Here is a 16,583-nt window from a genome sequence, read left to right on the forward strand (position 1 = left end):
AGGAGGAGTACATGACCGCCATGGCGGACCGGGCCGAATTCCCACCACTGGACCTCCACCCGTTCCTGCTCGGAGCGCTCGACGAGTTCGCCCGGCACGGCTACGACGGCACCTCGGTACGCACCCTCGCCCAGCGGCTGGGGGTCACCGTGCCCGCGCTGTACTACTACTACGAGAACAAGCAGGCGATGCTGGTGGCGCTGCTCGACCATGCGATGACCACCATCACCCATCACATCCGTACCGGCCTGGCGAACTCGGCACCGGACAGCGAGAGCCGTCTGGCCTCGGTGGTGGAGGCGCTGGTGCTGTACTTCGCCCACTACCCGCAGCTGGCCGCGATGGACACCGAGCGTCGAAGCCTGGACCCGAAGAACCTGGCCGCCTACATCGCCCGTCGCGACGAGGCCGAGGGCTACCTGCGGGGGGTGATCTCCGACGGCGTCGCCGACGGTACGTTCAGCACTCGCTGGCCGTACGAATGCACCCGGGCCATCTTCAACATGTGTCAGGGAATCGCCGGCTGGTACCGGATGGACGGACCGGTGGGTCCGGAGGAGATGGCACAGCGCTACGTCCAGCTCGCGCTGGCGATGCTGCGCTACACCGAGCGCCCCGACTGAGGCCACGCGGCCGATCCCCTCCGGGCGCACCCCGCCGATCACCCTCCGGGTGCGCCACTCAGCCGATCGCACCCCGGGCCCGCAGCGCAGCCGGGTCGGCGCCCAGTTCGATCACGATCTCCTCGGTGTGCTGACCGATCCTCGGCGCCGGTGCCGGGAGTTCCCCCGGGGTCGCCGACAACCGCGGGGCGGGTGCCGGCTGCCACCCGTTCCCGGCCGGCAGGTAGGTCCGACGCGCGGCCAGATGGGTATCGGTGGGTGCTTCCGCGGCGTCACGCACCGGGGCGACGCAGGCATCGGTACCGGCGAACCGTTCCTCCCAGGTCGCCAGGGTCTGCTCGGCGATCGTCTGCTCGAACAGCTCCTGCATCGCCGGCCAGCGTTGCCGGTCGTACTGCTCGGCCACCTCGGACCGGTCGGCCACACCGAGACCGCGGACCAACTGGCCGAAGAACTGCGGTTCCAGTGCCCCCACCGCCAACCAGCGATCGTCGGCGGTGCGGTACACCCGGTAGAACGGCGTGGAGCCGTCGAAGGTCGACGGTGAGGAGCAGGGGTCAGCGGCGACCATCGAATGGTGCATGGCGGTCAGCGACGCCGCACCGTCGACGATGGCCGCATCCACCACCTGGCCCTCCCCGGTCTGCCGGGCGTGCAGCAGCGCGGCCAGCACCCCGGCCACCAGGTAGAGCGAACCACCGGCGAAGTCCCCCAGCAGGTTCAACGGCGGCCGCGGCCGACCGTCGGGGTCGGTGACCAGCGCCAACGCGCCGGACAAGGCGATGTAGTCGAGGTCATGACCAGCCCGCTCGGCCAGCGGACCGGACTGTCCCCAGCCGGTCATCCGGCCGTAGACCAGGGCCCGATTCCGCTACCGGACATCGTCGGGCCCGAGCCCGAGTCGCTCGGTGACCCCGGGACGGAACCCCTCGATCAGCACCTCCGCACGCTCGGCCAGATCCAGGACCAGGTCGCGACCCGACGGGTTCTTCAGGTCCACCGCGATGGAGCGGCGGCCACGGTCCAGGATCTTGTGGGTGGCCGCCCGCGCCGCATCGCCACCGAGATCGTCCAGCCGGTCCACCCGGATGACCTCGGCTCCCAGGTCGGCCAGCAGCATGCCGGCGAACGGCCCGGGTCCGATCGCAGCCAGCTCGAGCACCCGTACCCCCGCCAGCGGGCCGCTCATGCCGGTACCTGCCGATCCTGCGGCGATCCCATCACGTTCCTCCTCGAACGAGTTGTCCGCACCGTCGCCGATCGCTTTCGTCGGGCGCGGTGGCGATCAGTCGGTGAAGTGGGCTTGGCGACGTTCGAGGAACGCCTGCACCCCCTCGGTGAAGTCCGCGCCGGCGAGCAGGGCCTCCTGCTCGGTCTCCTCCCGGGACAGCGCCTGCGGCAGGTGTCCGAGGGTGGAGGCGTTGATCGCCTGTTTGGTACGGGCGAGCGCGACCCGGGGCCGGTCGGCCAGGGTCTGCGCCCAACGGTCGACCAGCTCGCCCAGTTCGGCTGCCGGCGCGGTCGCCGCGACCAGACCCGTCTGCAGCGCCTCGGCCGCCGGGATCCGCTCACCGAACAGGGCCGCCCGCATCGCATGCACCCGGCCCGCTGCGGCCGCCCAGGTCGCGGTCACCCCACCGTCGGGCATCAGCCCGATGTTGGTGAACGGCAACAGCAGGTACGCCTCCTCGGCCATCACCGGAAGGTCGGCGGCCAGGGCGATCGAACACCCGATACCGGCCGCCGGCCCGTTGATCGCAGCGATGACCACCGCGTCGCAGCCGGTGATCTCGCGCAGCAACCGGTTCGCCGCGGTCAGGGTGTTCTCACCGCCCCCGGAAGTGCCGTCGGTCGGGCCACCGGCCCCCGGTTCGAGGTCGGCGCCGGAACTGAAGGCGCGGCCCTCCCCGGTGATCACGACGACCCGGGCATCGGTGGCGGCGATCTGTTCGTAGAGGCACTGGATCAGCTCCGCGGTGACCGCGTTCAGCTTCTCCGGGCGGGTGATCGTCAGCCGCAGGACCGCAGCCTGCCGGTCGGCCCGCAGACCGACCGTGGACAGGTCCCTGGTGCTCATTTCGGCGCCATCCGGATCGCACCGTCCAGCCGGATCACTTCGCCGTTGAGCATCGGATTGGCGACGATCGCCGCCACCAGGTCGGCGTACTCCTCGGGCTTGCCCAACCGGCTCGGGTGCGGGACCTGCTTGCCGAGGGATGCCTTGGCCTCCTCGGGCAGCCCGGCCAGCAACGGGGTGTCGAACAGGCCGGGCGCGATCGTCATCACCCGGATCTGTCGGCTGGCCAGGTCTCGGGCGACGGGCAGGGTGAGGGAGACGATGCCGCCCTTGGAGGCCGAATAGGCCGCCTGCCCGATCTGCCCGTCGTAGGCCGCGACCGAAGCGGTGTTGATGATCACTCCACGCTCGTCGTCGACCGGCTGGTTGCCACTGATGGCGGCTGCGGCCAGCCGGATCACGGTGAAGCTGCCGATCAGGTTGATCTCGATCACCCGGGAGAAGAGTTCACCGGGGAACGGGTTGCCGTCGCGGTCCACGGTCCGTGCGGGGGTGCCGATACCGGCGCAGTTCACCACCACCGACAGGTTCTGCTCGGCATTGGCCCGGTCCACCGCCGCGGCGACCGCCGCCTCGTCGCGGACATCGCCGGCGATGAAGGTGCCGCCGAGCTCGGTCAAGGCGCTCGGGTCCGCCCGTTCCAGGTCGAGGCCGTAGACCGAGGCCCCCTCGGCTGCCAACCGCCTGGCGGTGGCCAGCCCGAGACCGGAGGCGGCTCCGGTGATCAGTGCGGTACGTCCGTCCAGTTTCATACCTCTCGCCTTTCCGGACCCCAGCACCCGACCTCGCCGTCGAGGTGCTTAGCGGTCGCTAAGTGGGAACGGCGTCACAGTAGCCGATCCCGGTCACCGACCCCCACCCACCCTGTCGATCACCCCGATCGCCAGCCGGCCTGCTTGACTGGGCCGGTGCTCCCGCAGGATCCGCCACCGTGGCCGTTGCGTACCCTGCAGCAGCGAACGCTCGAGGCAGTCGATGCAACCGATCGGGAACGGATCTGGGTGGTCCTGCCGCCGGGCGCGGGAAAGACCCTGGTGGGCTTGTCGACCGCCCAGAGGTGGCAACGCCGAACGGTCGTCCTGTGCCCCAACCTGGCCATTCAGCAGCAGTGGCTCGACACCTGGCAGCAGATGGTGGGGCCCGGCCATGGCAGCACGGATCGCCGCTTGGACGCCGAGTTGACCGTACTCACCTACCAGAGCCTGGCGGTCTTCGACGACGAGGACGGAGCCGGGCCCGAACCGAGGAGCCACATCGATCGGCTGCACCCCCGCGGAGCGGAGTTGCTGGCCGCCCTGCAGCAGGCCGGTCCGCTCACCCTGGTCCTCGACGAATGCCACCACCTGTTGCAGGCCTGGGGCCAGTTGTTGGACGAGATCCTGCAGACACTTCCCGAGGCCCGGGTACTCGGGCTGACGGCCACCCCACCACAATCGCTGACCACCACCGAGGCCACCCTGCTCGACCGCCTGTTCGGGCGGCCGCTGTACACGGCCTCGATCCCGGCGGCGGTACGACTGGGGGAACTCTCCCCCTTCGCCGAACTCGCGTGGTTGACCCCGCCGACGGACCGGGAGTCGGACTACCTGCACCGGACCAGCAGCCGATTCACCGAGTTGATCAATGGCCTGGCCGACCCGGCCCGGGGCACGACACCGCTGTTCACCTGGCTGGACCTGCGGCTGTCACCCGAGCCCCACCGGGAGCTGCAAACCGCCGGCTTCGACCATCTGCGGCACAGCGATCCCGAACTCGCCGATGCATTGCTGCGGTTGGCCCACTGCGGATTCGTCCAGCACCCCGACGGCATCGTTCCCGCCGAGCGTCACCGCGCCGATCCCACCGGTGAGGACTGGGCGATCGTCTGGGGCGACTGGGTGGCGCACTGTCTGTCCCGCTCCGGTGACGCCGATGATGCGTTGTTGATCAGTCAGCTCCGCAGGACCCTTCCGGCAGTCGGACTGCAACTGGTGGGTAGGACGGTCCGGCGTACCCAGAGCCCGGTCGACCGGGTGCTCGCACGGAGCGCGGCGAAGGCAGCTGCGGCGGTGGAGATCGCCGCCACGGAGCATCGGATACGCGGCGAATCCCTTCGAGGCCTGGTCTTGTGCGACTTCGTGAGTGCCGGCGCCACGCTGCCCGCAGACCTCGACCGGGTGATGGACCAGCAAGCCGGCTCGGCAGTGGCGGTCATCCGGGCCATGACCGCGGATGCAGCGACCTCCCCCTTGGCACCGATCATGATCACCGGGGAAATGCTGTTGACCGGCCGCGCCACCGCACAGGCCCTGATCGACCGCCTGCGGCGACTGGGATTGCGGATCGAGGCGACCGACACCGAGGCGACCACACCACTGTTCACGATCACCGGCTGGGATTCACCGGCCGACCGGTTGCGTTCGGTGACCGACTTCCTCACCGCAGGTGGCACCCGACTGCTGATCGGAACCCGCGCGTTGCTGGGCGAGGGTTGGGACGCACCCGCGGTCAACTGCGTGATCGACCTGACCACGGCCACCACGGCAACCGCCGTCGTCCAATCGCGTGGACGCGCACTACGACTCGATCCCGCCGACCCGCAGAAGGTCGCCACCACCTGGAGTGTGGTCTGCATCGCCGAGGATCATCCGCTGGGACAGTCCGACTGGAATCGTTTCGTTCGCAAACACCGTGGGTACTGGGGTGTCGATCCGGCCGGGATGATCATGAACGGGGTCGCTCATCTGGACCCGGGATTCACCGAGCAGGCCGCACCGCCGTCGCCGACCTGGCCGGCGACCAATGAGCGTTCGGTGAGCACCGCGGCTGACCATGATCGGATCCGCGAGCGCTGGCAGGTCGGCACACCCTTCACCGACCGGGAGGTCCCCACCCTGCTGGTACGCCCGCAGGCCACCGCCCGACGCACAGCAGCACCTGCCGCCATCGAGCAGGCACCGGTGCCGCAGGCGGTCTGGTCGACCCTCGGACCGGTACTGTCCGGCGGATCGCGGTTGCGCTGGCTCTCCTCGTCCCGGTCCGCCGAGCTGCACCGCCCGGTCACGGTGTTCGGTCTCGCCTGTGCGCTGGCCGACGCACTGGCCACGATCGGCCGGCTGCCGGCGGGCTCCGAAGGAGTGGAGGCGACACCCGAACCCGACGGTTCGCTGCTGGTCCGATGGCGATCACCGGACCACCGTGGAGCCGGCGGTCACTCGACTTCGGAATCGCCGGTGGGTGACCCGCAGGCTGTGTTCATCGAAGCCTTGGATGAACTGCTCGGCCCGATCACCGCCACCCGTTGGCTGGTCACCCGGTTCCTGGCCGAACCGGCGACCGGTGACCGCTGGCGCGCGCTGTGGGGCACGCTGCGACCCTCGACGGCGGTCCATCACGCCGTACCCAGGGTCTTTCGGGGCAGTCGGCAACGTGTTGCGTTCGGCCTCGCCTGGGCTCGCTGGGTGGCCGTGTCCGAGCTGCTGGACACGCGTACCGCCGAAGGCGCAGCGATCCTGGACCAGGTATGGGGAACCTCGCCACTGGACCTGACCACGGCGTTTCGCCTCTCCTGGGAGTGACCGGGTGCAAGTGACCGGGCCAGCACAGACGACCGGCACAGAGGACCGGCACAGACGACGACGCCCGGGCGGTGATCACACCACCCGGGCGCCGTCGTGACCGGGGCCGGCCGGCCCCGCGGCTCAGGTCAGCCCTTCAACGAGGTACCGGCACTGCGCAGCCACTGGCAGGCCTCGGCGACCCGGGTCGCCATACCGGCCTCGGCCAGCTTGCCCCAGGCGCGCGGGTCGTAGTCCTTCTTGTTGCCGACCTCACCGTCGATCTTCAACACCCCGTCGTACTTGGCGAGCATGTGCCCGGCGGCCGGGCGCGTGAAGGCGTACTGGGTGTCGGTGTCGATGTTCATCTTGATCACACCGAAGTCGACCGCAGCACTGACCTCCTCGGCGGTCGAACCCGAACCACCGTGGAAGACCAGGTCGAAGGGGCGCTCCTTGCCGACCTCCTCACCGACCTTGTTCTGGATCTCCTCCAGCACCTCCGGGCGCAGCTTCACCGCACCGGGCTTGTAGACCCCGTGCACATTGCCGAAGGTCAGGGCGGTGATGTAACGCCCCTTCTCGCCGGTGCCCAGGGCCCGTACCGTGGCCAGCCCGTCGGCGACGGTGGTGTAGAGCTTGTCGTTGATCTCGTTGGAGACGCCGTCCTCCTCACCGCCGACGACACCCACCTCGATCTCCAGGATCTGATGCGCCGCCGAGGTCTTGGCCAGCAGTTCCTCGGCGATCTGCAGGTTCTCCTCCAGCGGTACGGCCGAGCCGTCCCACATGTGGGACTGGAACAGCGGCGCCTTGCCGGCGGCGACTCGCTCGGCGCTGATCTCGATCAGCGGGCGGACGAACCCGTCGAGCTTGTCCTTGGGGCAGTGGTCGGTGTGCAGTGCGATGTTGATCGGGTAGTTCTTGGCCACCTCGGTCGCGTACTCGGCGAGTGCGACCGCCCCGGTCACCATGTTCTTGATCGTCGGTCCGGAGCCGTACTCGGCGCCGCCGGTGGAGACCTGCAGGATGCCGTCGGATCCGGCCTCGGCGAAACCGGCCAGTGCGGCATTGATGGTTTGCGAGCTGGTGATGTTGATGGCCGGATAGGCGAAGGAGTTCTTCTTCGCCGAGTCGATCATCTCCGCGTAGACCTCGGGACTGGCAATGGGCATCAGGGTGACCTTTCACTCCGCAACGTTGACCCCACCAGTCTTGCAGGTCGCCGAACCGAGGGTGAAGTCAGTCCTCGATCGCCGAGAGATCCACTCCGTGCCGGCCGCGGGAGAAGATCCTGACCGACGATTCCAGCCCGGCGGGCAGCACACCCAGCCCCTCGACCGGGTACTCGTCGCGGCCCAGCTCGTGCTCGACCACCAACAAGGGTCCGTGCAGCAGACCGCCCGGACGGGTGACGATGGCCTGCACCTGGTCCCAGTCGGCGTGGCCCTGGCTGGTGGAGATGCCCCGATGATCGAGTTGCAGGGCAGCACCCTGCCCGACCTCGGACAATTCCTGATGCGCCCGGACGGCCCGAAGGATCCCGTAGGCGAGAATCCCCGCCCCGGTGAGCACCGAAATGCTGAAGAAGACCACCAGGAAGGGCAGCGCGGCGCCACCGGTGGAGGCCGAATTCCAGGCGGCGATCACCACCAGCAGCACCAAGGTGATGGTGAGCGAGATCGCCGGCCAGATCAGAGCCCGCAGGGCGGCCTCGCGGCGCGCCGTGAGCGGCGCCGGATCCCAGGGGACCACCATCTCCTGCAGTCGGGTCAGCATGTGCCAATCCTGCCACGCACGGTCCGCTCATCCCTCCCGGGCGCCGTGCGGGGTGACGGCCATGTGGATCCGGTACCGATCGCCGCGGTACCAACTGGTGGCGTACTCGATCGCCCGCTCCCCGGACCAGGTCACCCGGTCCTGGACCAGCAGCGGAGCTCGCTTGGGCACCCCGAGGATCCGGGCGTGGTTGGAATCGGCAGCCCCGGCGTGGACGGTCTGCTCACCGGAGGTGGCGATCACGGCATAGTCGCTGGCGAAGATGTCGTAGAGCGATCCCAGATCCTTGTCCAACAGGTCGGGGAAGTAGGCACAGGGGTAGTACCCGAGTTCGTGTGCCATCGGGGTGCCGTCGGCGGTACGCAGTCGCTCCACCCGTACCACCGGGTCACCGGTGGCGATCCGCAACGCGTGGGCGACCTGCGGGGGTGCCGCCATCTTTCCCGCGTCCAGCACGCGGGTCCCGGGTTCCAGACCGCGGGCACGCATCTCCCGGGAGAACGAGGTGAGGTGCAGCCTGGAGTCGACCCGGGGGCCGGTGACATAGGTGCCCTTGCCGTGCACCCGCTCCAGCCTGCCCTCGGCGACCAGGTCGGAGATGGCCTGGCGTACCGTCACCCGGCTGACGCCGAGTTCACGGACCAGGTTGCGCTCGGACTGGATCGCCTCACCGGCGCTGAGCTGTCCGTCGATCAGCTCGGCCAGCATCAGTTTCACCTGGCTGCGCTTGGTGGTGGGTCGGGCTGGGGTACCCGAGGAAACCACTGGGTCCACTCCGGGTGGGTGTTCCACCAGCGGATCGGGCATCGGCGGTCCCTTCTGCACAGGTCCCCGATTGAGACCAGTAGATACCAGTATGCCGTAGCCGACGGCGGACTGCCATGCTCGATCCGTGGGCGGTATGGTTCACCGCCCGGCCCAGCGCAGGGCCCAGTGATACATCGCGATCGCCGCCGCGGCACCGGCGTTGATCGACCGGGTGGAACCGTATTGGCTGATCGCGACCAACCGGCTGCAGGCCTGCACCATCTCCTCGGTCAGCCCCGGCCCCTCGGAGCCGAAGACCAGGCAGCAGCGGCGGGGAAGTTCGACGCCTTCCAGGGCGACGGATCCGGGCAGGTTGTCCACCCCGACCAGGGTGCAGCCCTCGGCGGCCAGCCGGCCGACCAGCGAATCGACACTGTCGTGGTGCACCACCTGCAGGTAGCGGTCGGTGACCATCGCACCCCGGCGGTTCCAGCGCCGACGACCGACGATGTGCACCGCGGAGACGTTGAACGCGTTGGCGGTACGCACGATCGAACCGATGTTGAAATCGTGCTCCCAGTTCTGGATCGCGATCTGCAGGGGGTGACGGTGACGATCCAGTTCGGCGATGATCGCCTCCATCCGCCAGTACCGGAACTCGTCGACGACATTGCGCCGGTCCCCGGCCGCCAGCAGTTCGGGGTCGAACTGTTCGCCGGTCGGCCACGGCGACGGGTGAGGGCCGACCCCCACCACCACCTCGGGGCCGAGAGAGGGATCGTTGGGGTCCACAGGGTTCACCGCGCCGACGATAGCTTCTCGCGTCTGCAGGCCCGCCCGAGACGGACGAATCAGGCCGGCCGAAGCCCACCGACCAGGGTCGAACCACCGGCGGTACGGTCCAGCACGATTGCCAGCCCGGACTCCGAGGTACCCCAGGGCAGGGCCGTGTCCGGTGGCAGCGGGCCGACCCGGCGCCCATCCCAGGCGGCGTCACCACCGGGCGTCGCCCCGTACATCACCGCCGAGGTCACCGCCGAGATCGACGACCAGCCCGGCTCCACTGCGGTGTTCCCGGTACGCAGATCGGCCAGGACCGGTCCGGCGCTGGCCAGCGTCCGGTCTGCCGACACGCTCAGGTAGACCATCTCTCGCAGTCGCTGTTGGCTGATCTCGGTGTCGGCCAGCAGTTCCCCGGACTCGGCATCGTGCAGACTGACCACCCGCTCGGAGTCGTCCTCGGCCGCGTTCCACCAGACCACCACGACACCCCGGGCCGAATAGGACGGATGCGGCTCGCCGTCCGCGCCGTCGGGACGTTCGGGTCCGACCTCCCGCCGTCCGTCGGCGATGCTGTTCAGCGACCAGGGCCCCTCCCACGGTCCGGCCACCACGGTCTGCCCGGTGGCGGCCATCGGCACCTCGTCACCGATCTCGACACTCTGCAGATCGAGGTCACCGTCCACCACCCAGACACCGGTCTCCGCGGTCACCATCAACGACCCGCCGGTGAGGGTGACCGTGGCTCCCCGGGGAAGCATCCGATCGGTCAGCCGGCCGCTCTGCTCCCCCTCCACGTCGTCGAGCCGGACCAGGTACAGCTTCCCCTGGTCCTGGTCGTGGATCCCGGCCACCAGTCGGCCGTCGACCTCGGCCAGCAGCGGCCGGGCCATCGGGGAGATGGCGTTGGGCACCGAGGCCCAGACCAGTTGTCCGCTGTCGGCATTCAGCACCACCAGCGCACCGTTGGAGTTGATGGTGGCCACCCGATTGTCGGCCACGGCCAGGTCACTGGTCGGCGAGATCTCCTGGTACCACTCGAACGTCGTCTGCCAGCCGGGTGGTGCGGGTCGGGAGAGGTCGGTGATCGGCGGCGCGGACGGCGCGGTCTCGGGTTGCAGGAGGGACCGGACGGCGAAGTTCGCGGTCAGCCCGACGGCGACCACCATCACGAAGACCGCGATCGGCACCAGGGCCGAACGGACCACGCCCGGCCCGCGGCGACCGTTGGCTGCGGAGTCGGCCGTACCCGTACCGGCGTCGGTGGCGGTGCCGGAACCATTGGTGACACCGACGACCCGGGGGCGCTCGCGTGGCTCACCCCCGGGATCGCCCTCGGTGCCCGGACCGTTCGTACTGGCGTGGACCATGACTAACCGGTCCCGCCCGGTCGTGTGGTCGGCCGCAGGGTGGGAGTGCTGGGCGTCGGGGGCGTGGGTGTGATCGACGGTGACGAGGTCCCCGCAGTCGAGGGGATGGCCTCGGCGGTCGAGGCCGCCGTGGCGCTCGTCGTCGGCGAGGTCTGCGAACCCTGCGGCGCCTCGGAGTTCTGCAGATCCTCCGGGCTCTGGCCTTCGGCCCCTTCCTGCTCAGAGCCTTCCTGCCCAGAGCCTTCCTGCCCAGACCCCTGCTGCCCAGAACTCTCGCCCTCGGGCGTCTCGGGCTGCGGGAACCGCTGGACGTGGATCACCCCATTGGCGATCCGGGTGCCGGTGATCTGCATCGGTTCGCGCTCGTCGGGTTCGGGAATGCGCTCGACACCGAACTCCGCGGCCGGAACACTGCCGACGATCTCGCCATCGGATTCCTGGGTCACGTTCGGGGTGTCCTGCAGTTCACCACCGACCACCACCAGTTCCTGGACCGCGGTACGCGGCAGCGCCAGGTCGTCCACCCGGTAGGTGTAGACGAACCCGTACAGACCGTCCTGGTCGGTCCGCATCGTCCAGTCCACTCCGGCGGTGGTCACCGATGCGCCGTAGTCCAGCGTCTCCTCGGCACCGGGCTCGGGCTCCCCGTCGTCGGTCGGACTCGGTGACGGGCTGCTGGTCGGCTCCTGCGTCGGCTCCGGTCCCCCACTGGGCTCCGGCTCGGTCGGCTCGGGTTCGGAACCGTCGGTGGGATCGGCGTCGGGCGGTGTGGTGCCGTCGTCGTCCGGCGCCGAACTCGGCTCCGGGGACTCCGCATCCGAATCCTCGGAGTCCTCGGACTCCGGCCTGGGCGAGGAACTGCCGGGACTCTGCGCGGGATTGTTTCCCGGAGCGCGGTCGCCGTCCGTGCCACCGGCATCACCGCTGGGGTTGTTGCCGCTGCCCTGCCCATCGCTGCCGGGGTCGAGCGGCGGATCGGTCTGCTCGGACGGCCGCTGCGGATCGGGATCCTCGGAACCCTCGTCCTCCCCGCCGGGGTCGACACCGCCGGCGGGCGGGTCCGGGTTCAGCACGGTCCGGTCCGAGGAAGGGGCGATGCCGGTCTCCGACGGGGGCTGGCTCAGCACCACGGCCAGCACCGCCGCCACCACCAGGCCGACGGCCGCGGCGAGCAGGATCACCAGGGGTCGACGACGCCGATCCTGCTGCTCGGACATCGATCCCTCTCAGTTGCCGGACACCGCCTGTGCCGGACCGCAGCGGGCAGGCACATTCGGGCATGCTACCGATTTCACCGACGCGTGGGGAGCCACCTGCTCAGCGAGGCTGTTCCGGCCACTGCTGCTGCTGCGGTTGATGCTGCGGGTCGGTCTGCTGCTGCGGCCACTGCTGGCCCTGCTGCTGGGAACCGATCTGCGGCTGCTGACCGCCCCGATCGGCGATCTCACCGAAGTTGACGCTGGGCGTCTGACGTACCGAAGGATCGGTCACCTCGAAGTAGGTGGCGCGCTGGAAGCCCAAGGGCCCGGCGACGAGGTTGCCGGGGAAGCTCTCCTGCTTGGTGTTGTACTCGCGGACATTGGCGTTGTAGTAGCGCCGGCCAGCGGCGATCCGGTCCTCGGTCTCGGCCAACTGCTTCTGCAGCTCCAGGAAGTTCCCGTTGCTCTGCAACTGGGGGTACGCCTCCACGCTGACCAGCAGATTGCGCACGGCGCCGCTCAGTTGCTCCTCGGCCTGGGCCCGCTGCGGGCTCGGGGTGTCGTGGCCCTGCCCCTGCGCCAAGGAGGCGGCCTGGTTGCGCAGCTGGGTGACCTGCTCCAGCGTATTGCGCTCATGGGCGGCCGAGGCGCGCACGGTCTCCACCAGATTGGGGATCAGCTCGTACCGCCGGTTGAGTTCCACATCCACCTGCCGCCACGACTCCTGGACCAGGTTCCGCAGCCGGACCAGCCCGTTGTAGAGGCCGATGCCGGCGCCGGCGACGACCAGCACCAGGAGGACGAGAATGATGATGATGACGAGCGCGGCGGTCATGGTGACTCCTGTGTTCGTGTGCAGCCCAGTTGTCCTGGGCGGTCGAGCCGGGTCAGTCCAGCCCGAGATCGGCTGCGCTGACAGCGTAGCGGTACTCGATGCCGGCATCGGCGAAAGCCTCCGCCGCCCCGGTGCCACGGTCGACGATGCAGGCCACCGCCACCACCTCGGCACCGGCCTCGCGGACGGCGGCCACGGCAGTCAGGGCCGACTGACCGGTGGTCGAGGTGTCCTCCACCACCAGCACCTTGCGCCCGCTGATCTCGGTGCCCTCGATCCGCCTGCGCATCCCGTGCGACTTCTGCTCCTTGCGGACCACGAAGGTGTCCAGCCGGTCGCCGGCGGCGGCCGCGGCGTGCAGCATCGACGCCGCCACCGGGTCGGCGCCCAGGGTGAGCCCGCCGGCAGCATGGAAGTCGAGGTCGGAGACCAGTTCGCGCATCACCCGGCCGACGATCGGCGCTGCCGCCCCGTCGAGGGTCACCCGGCGCATGTCGACGTAGTAGTCGGCCTCACGTCCCGAGGAGAGTGTGACCCGGCCGTGGACCACCCCGAGGTCCTTGATCTGTTCGATCAGCTGCTGCCGGTCGGCGGACCGATCGGGCCCAGCCGGCTGTTCGACGCTCACTTGTTCTCGGTGTCGGACAGGACGGCGAAGCCGATCGACCGGTCCGGGGAGTGGAACAGATCGGTGCAGGTGGTGAGCGTGAGGATCGCCTCACTCGGGTCCTGATCGCTGTTCGGCTCCTGCGACTCGTGGTCCGGCACCGGATCCAGCGGCCAGGTCTCGGAGTCGTCGACCGTGATGTCCTTCGGCGGGACGGTGATCTCATAGGTGTAGACCGCCGAGCTGGTCTCGACCACCACCTCGTCGCCCTTCTCCAGTTCGAGGATCCGGGCGAACGGCTCGCCGTGGGTGACCCGGTGCCCGGCGACGGCGAAGTTGCCGACCTCACCCGGCTGCGCGGTGTTCTCGTACCACCCGAGTCCGCGGGCGAGGGTTCCGGCATCGGTACCCTTCAGCACCGGCACCTCGTAGTCCTCGCCGAGGGCCGGGATCCGCATCAGGGCGACGGCATCGCCCGGTACGGCACTGCCCGGATCGGCGGTCTCGGTGTTGTTCTCCCCCTGCCACTGCTCACGCAGGTTGCCGCGCTCCTCGTTGAAGGCACGCTGGGAGACCACGTTCGTGCCGAAGTACTGCCAGCCGATGTACCCCAGGCAGCCGAGCCCGATCGCCAACAACAGCACCCCGACCACGGTCAGCGGTGACGCGCCACGCTTCTTCTTCTTCGGCCTGCCGCGTCGTGGCGCGGTGTCGATCCGGCTCATGGGCCCATTCTTGCCTGACCCGGGGTCTGCGCCAAGCCGGCGCCGGCAGATTCTGCCTGCCAGCGGTACCAGCGCCCGACCTCGGGCGTCCACAGCACCAGCACCACGATCCCGATGTAGGCCGCCGCCGGCGCCCACAGCGCCGGTTGCCCCGACTGCCAGAGGGCGCCCCAGCCGATCGCCACCGCACCCCAGGCGGTGGCCGCCAGCCGCACCCACGCCGCCCGCATCAGCAACAGCCCACCGAGCACCAGTGCCACCGAGGGCAGCAGGTAGGCCGGCACCACCCCGCCGTCGAGCAGGTTGCGGTGGAACGGGTACAGCAGATGGTAGGTGCCGCTGAACCCCTCGGTACCGGCCACCGCCTGCATCGCTGAATAGAGGAGCAACCAGAGCAACGAGAACCCGCACAACCAGAGCAGGGAGCCGACCATCGTGGCCACGGCGGCCGCGGTCAGCAACCCCGGCCGCGGCGGTTCGGTGATCACCGACGGGTACGGCGTGGCGATGCTCCGGGCCGTGGGGTATGGCGGTGCCGGGTACCGCAGTTGCCCCGGGTCGGGTGGGGGCAGCGGTCGGCCGGCGGGATCGATCACACCCCGAACGCTACCCGGCGCGCTGGCAGCCGACGGGTCGCCGCACCTTAGCCCCAGGGGCGCACGGCGAGGGCGAACCGGGTGCGGTGCTCAGTTCCGTTTCGTTCGCCAGGCGCGCTCGAAGGGCAGCCGCCAGGCATGGGGCGCGATCAGCTGGTGCACCGCATTCGGCCCCCAGGTGCCGGGTTGGTAGGGCTTCACCGGTGGCGGGTTGTCCAGCAGCGGCTGGGAGATCGCCCACAGGCTCTCGATGCCTTCGGCGGAGGTGAACAAGGTGTGGTCCCCGCGCATGGCGTCCATGATCAACCGCTCGTAGGCCTCCAGCACGTCACCGGCGGCGTCGGTCTCCGAGGTCGAGAACTGCATCGACAACTTGTCCAGGCGCATCCCCGCCCCGGGCCGCTTGCCGTAGAAGGAGAGCGAGATCTTCGCCTCGTCGGCAAGATCGAAGGTCAGATGGTCCGGGCCCTTGGAGTCGACCCCGGACCCGGCCGGGAACATCGACTTCGGCGCCTCCTTGAAGGCGATCGAGATGATCCGCATCCCCTCGGCCATCTTCTTGCCGGTACGCAGGTAGAACGGGATCCCGGCCCATCGCCAGTTGTCGATCCGTACCCGCATGGCGACGAAGGTCTCGGTGTCGGAGTCCGGGGCGACACCCTCCTCCTCGCGGTAGCCGTTGTACTGGCCGCGGACGACCTCGTAGGGCCGGACCATCTCCATCGAGCGGAAGACCTTGTTCTTCTCCTCGCTGATCGACGTCGGTTCCAGCGCGGTCGGCGGCTCCATGGCGACGAAGGCCAGCACCTGGAAGAGGTGGGTGACGACCATGTCCCGATAGGCGCCGGTCGGTTCGTAGAAGGCCGAGCGCGCGTCCAGGCCGAGCGATTCGGGGATGTCGATCTGGATGTGGTCGATGAAGTTGCGGTTCCAGATCGGCTCGAACAGGCCGTTGGCGAAGCGGAAGGCGAGGATGTTCAGGGCCGCCTCCTTGCCCAGGAAGTGGTCGATCCGGAAGATCTGTTCCTCGGCGAAGGTCTTGTGTACCTCGTTGTTGAGCTTGATCGCGCTTTCCAGGTCGGTACCGAAGGGTTTCTCCATGATCACCCGGGAGTCCTGGACGAGTCCGGCCTGGTTGAGGGTGTTCACGACCGCCTCGGCGGCCTTCGGTGGGACGCTCAGGTAGTGCAGCAGGCGGACGTCCTTGTCGCCGCCGAGTTGCTGCCTCGAGCTCTCGACCGCTTCCCGCAGCTTCTCCGGGCCGGCCGTCGACGAGACGTAGTGGAGCCGACCACGGAAGGTCTCCCACTGCTCGTCGGTCAGCTTGTGCTTGCCGTACTTGTTGATCGCCTCGCGGGCGAACTCGCGGAACTGTTCGTCGGTCATCTCCTCCAGCGAGCAACCGACCACCTCGATCTCGGGGGTCAGGTCGGAGACGACGAGATAGGCCACCCCGGGCAACAGCTTGCGCTGCGCGAGGTCACCGGTGGCCCCGAAGAGCACGACCACATGGGGATCGATGTGGTCGGTGTTCCCGCGACGTCGCGACGACGGATCGGGGTAGGCGATGTGCGAATCGGAGTAGTTGCCGTGTGTCTCAGCCACGGGCACCATCCTTGCACCTTCGCCCTCGGGCCACTGTCGCCCACCCGATCTGTTCCGCAGCAACTGCAGCTCAGCGCAGCCGAGAAGTGCAGGTGCTGCGGAAC

The 16,583-nt window shown here is 69.2% G+C and carries 15 protein-coding genes and 1 pseudogene; 2 read left to right on the top strand and 14 right to left on the bottom strand.

The features are described from left to right. Positions 1–11 precede the first annotated feature (11 nt). Positions 12–623, top strand: coding sequence for a TetR/AcrR family transcriptional regulator (locus tag CLV29_RS10905; protein WP_208292849.1), 612 nt, complete (start codon positions 12–14; stop codon positions 621–623). A gap of 58 nt (positions 624–681) precedes the next feature. On the opposite strand, the pseudogene CLV29_RS10910 reads toward CLV29_RS10905, so the two are convergent. The 3 genes and pseudogenes from CLV29_RS10910 to CLV29_RS10920 all read right to left on the bottom strand — a co-directional run bounded on the left by CLV29_RS10910 (position 682) and on the right by CLV29_RS10920 (position 3,452). Then, positions 682–1,812 (bottom strand): annotated as a pseudogene (locus CLV29_RS10910) (CaiB/BaiF CoA transferase family protein). A gap of 96 nt (positions 1,813–1,908) precedes the next feature. After that, positions 1,909–2,700, bottom strand: coding sequence for an enoyl-CoA hydratase-related protein (locus CLV29_RS10915; protein ID WP_133754880.1), 792 nt, complete (start codon positions 2,698–2,700; stop codon positions 1,909–1,911). Beyond that, positions 2,697–3,452, bottom strand: a complete 756-nt coding sequence (locus CLV29_RS10920; RefSeq protein ID WP_133754881.1) for an SDR family NAD(P)-dependent oxidoreductase — start codon at positions 3,450–3,452, stop codon at positions 2,697–2,699. The genes CLV29_RS10915 and CLV29_RS10920 overlap by 4 nt, the downstream gene beginning before the upstream one ends. A 156-nt stretch (positions 3,453–3,608) precedes the next feature. On the opposite strand from CLV29_RS10920, the gene CLV29_RS10925 reads away from it, so the two are divergent. Then, positions 3,609–6,257 carry a DEAD/DEAH box helicase family protein gene (locus CLV29_RS10925; RefSeq protein ID WP_166649214.1) on the top strand — a complete coding sequence of 883 codons (2,649 nt, stop codon included), beginning with the start codon at positions 3,609–3,611 and terminating at the stop codon, positions 6,255–6,257. A 128-nt stretch (positions 6,258–6,385) separates the two neighbouring features. Here the strand turns inward: CLV29_RS10925 and fbaA are convergent, their stop codons facing one another. The 11 genes from fbaA to zwf all read right to left on the bottom strand — a co-directional run bounded on the left by fbaA (position 6,386) and on the right by zwf (position 16,479). Further along, positions 6,386–7,411, bottom strand: coding sequence for a class II fructose-bisphosphate aldolase (gene fbaA / locus CLV29_RS10930; RefSeq protein WP_133754883.1), 1,026 nt, complete (start codon positions 7,409–7,411; stop codon positions 6,386–6,388). Between the two features lie 67 nt (positions 7,412–7,478). Continuing rightward, positions 7,479–8,015, bottom strand: a complete 537-nt coding sequence (locus CLV29_RS10935; RefSeq protein ID WP_133754884.1) for a hypothetical protein — start codon at positions 8,013–8,015, stop codon at positions 7,479–7,481. 27 nt (positions 8,016–8,042) lie between these two features. Next, positions 8,043–8,822 (bottom strand): GntR family transcriptional regulator, encoded by a 780-nt coding sequence (locus CLV29_RS10940; protein WP_133754885.1) that lies wholly within the window; start codon positions 8,820–8,822, stop codon positions 8,043–8,045. 99 nt (positions 8,823–8,921) lie between these two features. Next, the gene (locus CLV29_RS10945) at positions 8,922–9,554 is read right to left on the bottom strand and encodes a TrmH family RNA methyltransferase (RefSeq protein ID WP_243831896.1); all 633 of its coding nucleotides are present in this window, start codon (positions 9,552–9,554) and stop codon (positions 8,922–8,924) included. A 59-nt stretch (positions 9,555–9,613) separates the two neighbouring features. Continuing rightward, positions 9,614–10,912 (bottom strand): hypothetical protein, encoded by a 1,299-nt coding sequence (locus CLV29_RS10950; RefSeq protein ID WP_133754887.1) that lies wholly within the window; start codon positions 10,910–10,912, stop codon positions 9,614–9,616. A gap of 2 nt (positions 10,913–10,914) precedes the next feature. Continuing rightward, positions 10,915–12,129: a hypothetical protein gene (locus tag CLV29_RS10955; protein ID WP_133754888.1), complete on the bottom strand. Its 1,215-nt coding sequence runs from the start codon at positions 12,127–12,129 to the stop codon at positions 10,915–10,917. A gap of 100 nt (positions 12,130–12,229) precedes the next feature. Beyond that, entirely contained in the window at positions 12,230–12,946 is a 717-nt protein-coding gene (locus CLV29_RS10960) for a LemA family protein (RefSeq protein ID WP_133754889.1), read from the bottom strand. A gap of 52 nt (positions 12,947–12,998) precedes the next feature. Further along, positions 12,999–13,574, bottom strand: coding sequence for an orotate phosphoribosyltransferase (pyrE, locus tag CLV29_RS10965; RefSeq protein ID WP_133754890.1), 576 nt, complete (start codon positions 13,572–13,574; stop codon positions 12,999–13,001). Then, positions 13,571–14,278, bottom strand: coding sequence for a class E sortase (locus tag CLV29_RS10970; protein ID WP_133754891.1), 708 nt, complete (start codon positions 14,276–14,278; stop codon positions 13,571–13,573). The genes pyrE and CLV29_RS10970 overlap by 4 nt, the downstream gene beginning before the upstream one ends. Beyond that, the gene (locus tag CLV29_RS10975) at positions 14,275–14,874 is read right to left on the bottom strand and encodes a hypothetical protein (RefSeq protein WP_133754892.1); all 600 of its coding nucleotides are present in this window, start codon (positions 14,872–14,874) and stop codon (positions 14,275–14,277) included. Before CLV29_RS10975 ends, CLV29_RS10970 begins: the two co-directional genes overlap by 4 nt. A gap of 90 nt (positions 14,875–14,964) precedes the next feature. Further along, positions 14,965–16,479: a glucose-6-phosphate dehydrogenase gene (gene zwf, locus CLV29_RS10980; RefSeq protein WP_243831838.1), complete on the bottom strand. Its 1,515-nt coding sequence runs from the start codon at positions 16,477–16,479 to the stop codon at positions 14,965–14,967. Positions 16,480–16,583: the final 104 nt, after the last annotated feature.

This window comes from Naumannella halotolerans (genome assembly GCF_004364645.1).
Taxonomy (GTDB): Bacteria; Actinomycetota; Actinomycetes; order Propionibacteriales; family Propionibacteriaceae; genus Naumannella; species Naumannella halotolerans.